Below are 3,902 nucleotides of genomic sequence, written 5' to 3' on the forward strand. Positions count from 1 at the left end.
TGCCCAGCAGCGCACGGCTGAGTTCACGGAACCGGCTTTGCTTGCGTTCCAACGCGATCCGGTTGGCCTCGCCGACTTCGTTGCGGGACAACGGAAGGATCTCGCCGACCAGCCGGTCCAGCGCCGGCTGCACCTCCTGCGGCCGCGCCGGCTCGGCCAGCACCACCCAGGCGAAGGGCTGCCGCAGGTGGGCCACGTACTGCTCGAAGGAGCCGCGGCGCTCGGAAGGCTTGGCGTGCTTGGTGTCCGTCGGCGCCCACAACGCGTCCGGGTGACCGGTGCAGGGCACCCAGCAGGTGAACAGGTCCAGCAGCGTGGGTCGGCCCTTGCCCAGCGGGGTGGCCAGCGCGCCGGGTGGGAACAGCACCTCGCCGTGTCCGGTGCCCGTCGCCGGCGTGAAATCGGGCTTGCCGCCGACCAGGAAGTGCATCCGCCGCGCGTTGGGCGGGCGCAGCCAGGCCGACAACACGACCGGCGCGTGATCGCCGTTCGAGGTGAGCCCGGCGTGGGCCCCGGCGAGTGCGACGGTCAGCGCCGCCAGCGGGTCGTCGCGCTCGTCGTCACGGCGCTCGCTGTTCTTGCGGCGCTGGTCGTCGGCCTGCGCGGGCACCTCGGTCAGCTCGTGCAGGTCGAACTCCGACCAGCTCACGGGGTAGGGCACGGACGTCACCGCCTCACGCCGCCGGGATCGCGGAGACGCGGTCCCGCAGGCAGATGCCGGGATTGGCGTCGGCGGTGATCACCCGGCGGCCGTGGCCGGAGTTGTCGACCAGGATGAACAACGTCTCCGGCATGCCGAGGATCTCCTGCGGCTCCACCGTGAACTCGTACACGCGGCTCGTTCCGGTCGAGGTGCTGACGTTGTCGGCGGTGCTCCAGCCGCGGGTGCCGGTCCAGGTGTGGCCGCGGGAGTCGGACAGCCCGTTCTGTCGGCCCTGGGTGCCGGAGCGGCGCTGCTTGGAGTTGTTGGTGCCGCCCGTGTTGGCCCCGAAGCTGTCCCCGCCGCTGTCGGTGAACGTGCTGCCGACCTGGCGGGTGATCTGGTTGACCACGAACTTGTGGCCCTTGCCGATGAACTCGGCGGCGATGGTGGCGTCGCGGTGGTTGTACATCTTCATGATGCAGACCACCCCGCCGGTGCCGGCCGACTTCTCCAGGTCGCCCTGCGGCTGGTCGATCATCAGGATCAGCCGCACGCCGGCGTGGCGGGCGTGTTCGGACAGCGCCTGCACCGTCTTCGCGCCGAGATGGTCGGCCCCGGCCACGACCAGCAGCCCGCCCGGCCAGCCGTGACCGTCCATGGCCCGCTGCGCCAGCTGCACGAGCAGCCGGTCCAGCAGCTCCTTGCGGTCGCTGCGGCCGCCGTCGGTGGCGACCAGCGACACCCGGTCGTTCGTCCACAGTGGACGTCCACCCGGGATGGCGGCCACCACGTCGTTGACCATGTCCAGCTGGCGGGTGAGCAGTCGCAGCTGCCTTGCGGCCCACTCGTTCTGGTCGATGTCCCCGATCCGTGCGGCAAGCCGGTTGACCTCTTCCGGGGCCAGCTCGCCGGCGCCCTGGGACAGCACCCGCACACCGGCGGCCAGGCGGGCGAACGTGGCCGGCCCGTCGAGGGCGTCGAGCACCATCTTCAGCACGTCCACGGCCAGCGCCCGTTCCTCGCGGTGATCGCCGTCCGGGCGGCTGGTCGCGGCGTGGCCGACGCACTCGGCGATGTCCCGATTCGTCAAGCCCGCGAACAGGTTCAGCCCGACCGTCTCCTCCTCGGTCAGCGTCACCGAGCCCACGCTCAGGCCGCCGGCGCGGGCCACGCTGGCCAGCGACTCGCCGACCTCCTGGCCGGTGAAGTCCAGCACGGTGATCCGCTGGCCGCCCGCCAGCAGCGAGGAGCCGAAGGTGACCAGCAGGCTGGCCCAGCCGTGCCGATGCGGGTCGCCACCGAACACGTCGACCCGGGTCGGTTCGGACGCCGGCTGCACGGGGTACCACTGCGGCCCGTTCGCCGCCGCCGTGGCCATTCGTGCCGCTTGTGCCGCGGCTGCGCTGTGTTGGTACTGCGCCTGTTCCCAGGCCTGCACGGCGTGCCGGTAGCGCTGCTGTTCGGTGTGGCGCATCTGGTGGTAGGGCTGCTCGAAGGTGCGGATGTTGCGGTTGGCGAAGCGAACGCCGGAGATGGCCCGGATGACACCGATGGTCAGCAGCGCGGCGATCACCAGCAGGGCCACCGTGTAGACCTGGTGCGCCGAGTTGCCGTACCGGCTGACCTGTCGTTCGATCACCAGCTGGTACGTGGTGAAGGCGAACGCCGCGACGGTGAGGAAGGCCAGCCGCCAGATCACCCGTGTCACGGCCTTCGAGCGGGCCGCGACCAGCGCGCTGGTGTCCGGCCGCGGCGGCTCCACCCACGCCGGCCGAGGGGCCGGCGTGGGTAACGTGATCGTCGGCGCCGGCACCACCGCCGCGGCCTGCCAGCCCCAGCGCGCCGGCGGCGCGAACAGCCTGGGGGCGAGCTGGATCGCCCAGCCTTCGGTCGTCGTCGTGACGGACGAGAGGCCACGCCCCTGTCCACCGGCCATGCGATAGGTGCTCATCCCGGCCTCCTCGGTGCTCAGAAGGTCCGGCCGAACCAGGTCTTGGCCTGGTCGAGCAGTTCGGGCTGGGCGGCGTTGAGGATCATGAGGAAGATCCCGACCGCGATCGCCACGAAGATCAGCGAGAAGACCAGGCCCAGCAGCGCCCGGATCGGCCCCATCGGCCCACGCCGGCGCGTGCTGGCGTGGTGCGCCGCGTTGCGTCGGAACGTGGCGCTGTTGTTCTGCGCCTGCTGCTGGTAGTTCTGCTGCGCTTGCCGTGCCCCCGGCGATGTCATGGCGCTTCCCCTTCCACTGCGGTCCGATGTGCGGATGCGCGAGCCGGCCCGCTGATACGTGCCTGGTCCAGAAATTCGAGCAGCTCCAGCCAGCCCGTGAACGCGTGTGCGTTTCCCCCGGCGTCCCGTGCCCACCCCTGAATGGGCACGGTGCTCGGCACGAGCGTCAGCTCCACCCGCACCTGCGCGCCCCCTGCCTCCGTCATGCCGGCAACGATGGCCCGGGGAGGGGGTCGCGGGCATTGTGGTCGGCACCGCAATGTTTGCCCGATGCCGCTCTCACCGGATGTGACCGGACCCACGGTGCTCAGTTCTGCACAAAGTGCAGAATTGCACATAGTGTAAGAGGCATGGCACGGGCACTTGAGGGCCGCGAGGCGGCCAGCATGGAGCGTCGACGCCGACGGATCGTCGGCGCGGCGACGGAACTGCTGGCCGAGCGCGGGGTCGAGGGCCTGTCGGCGGACGACGTGGCGGCGCGGGCGGAGGTGTCGCGCCGGACGGTGTTCAACTACTTCCACTCCACCGAGGAACTGCTCATCGCGGTCGGCACCGAGATGCTCGGCGACGTCATCGACAGTCTCACCGTCGGTGACGGCCCGGCGCCGACCGGCGGCAGCGCGCACGAGGCGCTGCTCGACGACGTGGTCACCATGCTGGGATCCATCGACCTGCTGGGGGCGATGATCCGGCTGACCCTCGTCCTGGGCCCGATGGGACACCAGGACACGCGGGTGCTGGCGATCGTGCGCGACACGGTGTTCAGCGTCAGCGAGAACCTCATGGCCACGGCCCGCCACCGGCATCCGGACGTGCCGCCGCTCGACGTCGAGCTGCTGGTGTCGAGCCTGCTCGGTGGCCTGATGGTGCTGCAGAAGCACTGGACCGAACGGGCCGGGCTGGAGGACTCGCCGCAGACCCGGCGGCTGTGGTCCGAGCTGTTCGACCGCCTCGTCCTCCAGGTCCGCGCCGGGTTCCTGGCCCTCGGCTGAGCCGTCAACCCCCCGATCACACACGGAGCACCACCATG

3 protein-coding genes and 1 pseudogene are annotated in these 3,902 nt (G+C 70.9%); 1 reads left to right on the top strand and 3 read right to left on the bottom strand.

Translation table 11 applies throughout. From position 1 onward, the window contains the following. The 3 genes and pseudogenes from KUTG_RS62465 to KUTG_RS59795 all read right to left on the bottom strand — a co-directional run. Positions 1-661, bottom strand: a pseudogene (locus KUTG_RS62465) (hypothetical protein); the annotation flags it as partial. A 13-nt stretch (positions 662-674) separates the two neighbouring features. After that, the gene (locus tag KUTG_RS45805) at positions 675-2,594 is read right to left on the bottom strand and encodes a hypothetical protein (protein WP_043726198.1); all 1,920 of its coding nucleotides are present in this window, start codon (positions 2,592-2,594) and stop codon (positions 675-677) included. A gap of 17 nt (positions 2,595-2,611) precedes the next feature. After that, positions 2,612-2,872, bottom strand: coding sequence for a hypothetical protein (locus KUTG_RS59795; protein WP_043726199.1), 261 nt, complete (start codon positions 2,870-2,872; stop codon positions 2,612-2,614). Positions 2,873-3,222: 350 nt separating this feature from the next. Between KUTG_RS59795 and KUTG_RS62470 the strand changes: the two genes are divergently transcribed. Further along, on the top strand, positions 3,223-3,864 hold the full coding sequence (locus KUTG_RS62470; RefSeq protein ID WP_198047564.1) for a TetR/AcrR family transcriptional regulator: 642 nt from the start codon (positions 3,223-3,225) through the stop codon (positions 3,862-3,864). The last annotated feature ends 38 nt before the right edge of the window (positions 3,865-3,902 follow it).

The organism is Kutzneria sp. 744, assembly GCF_000568255.1.
GTDB lineage: Bacteria > Actinomycetota > Actinomycetes > Mycobacteriales > Pseudonocardiaceae > Kutzneria.

Bases quoted from the DNA above. Each gene is read 5' to 3' on its own strand.
- KUTG_RS62470 (WP_198047564.1), top strand. From the start codon at position 3,223: ATGGCACGGGCACTTGAGGGCCGCGAGGCGGCCAGCATGGAGCGTCGA.
- KUTG_RS59795 (WP_043726199.1), bottom strand. From the start codon at position 2,872: ATGACATCGCCGGGGGCACGGCAAGCGCAGCAGAACTACCAGCAGCAG.
- KUTG_RS45805 (WP_043726198.1), bottom strand. From the start codon at position 2,594: ATGAGCACCTATCGCATGGCCGGTGGACAGGGGCGTGGCCTCTCGTCC.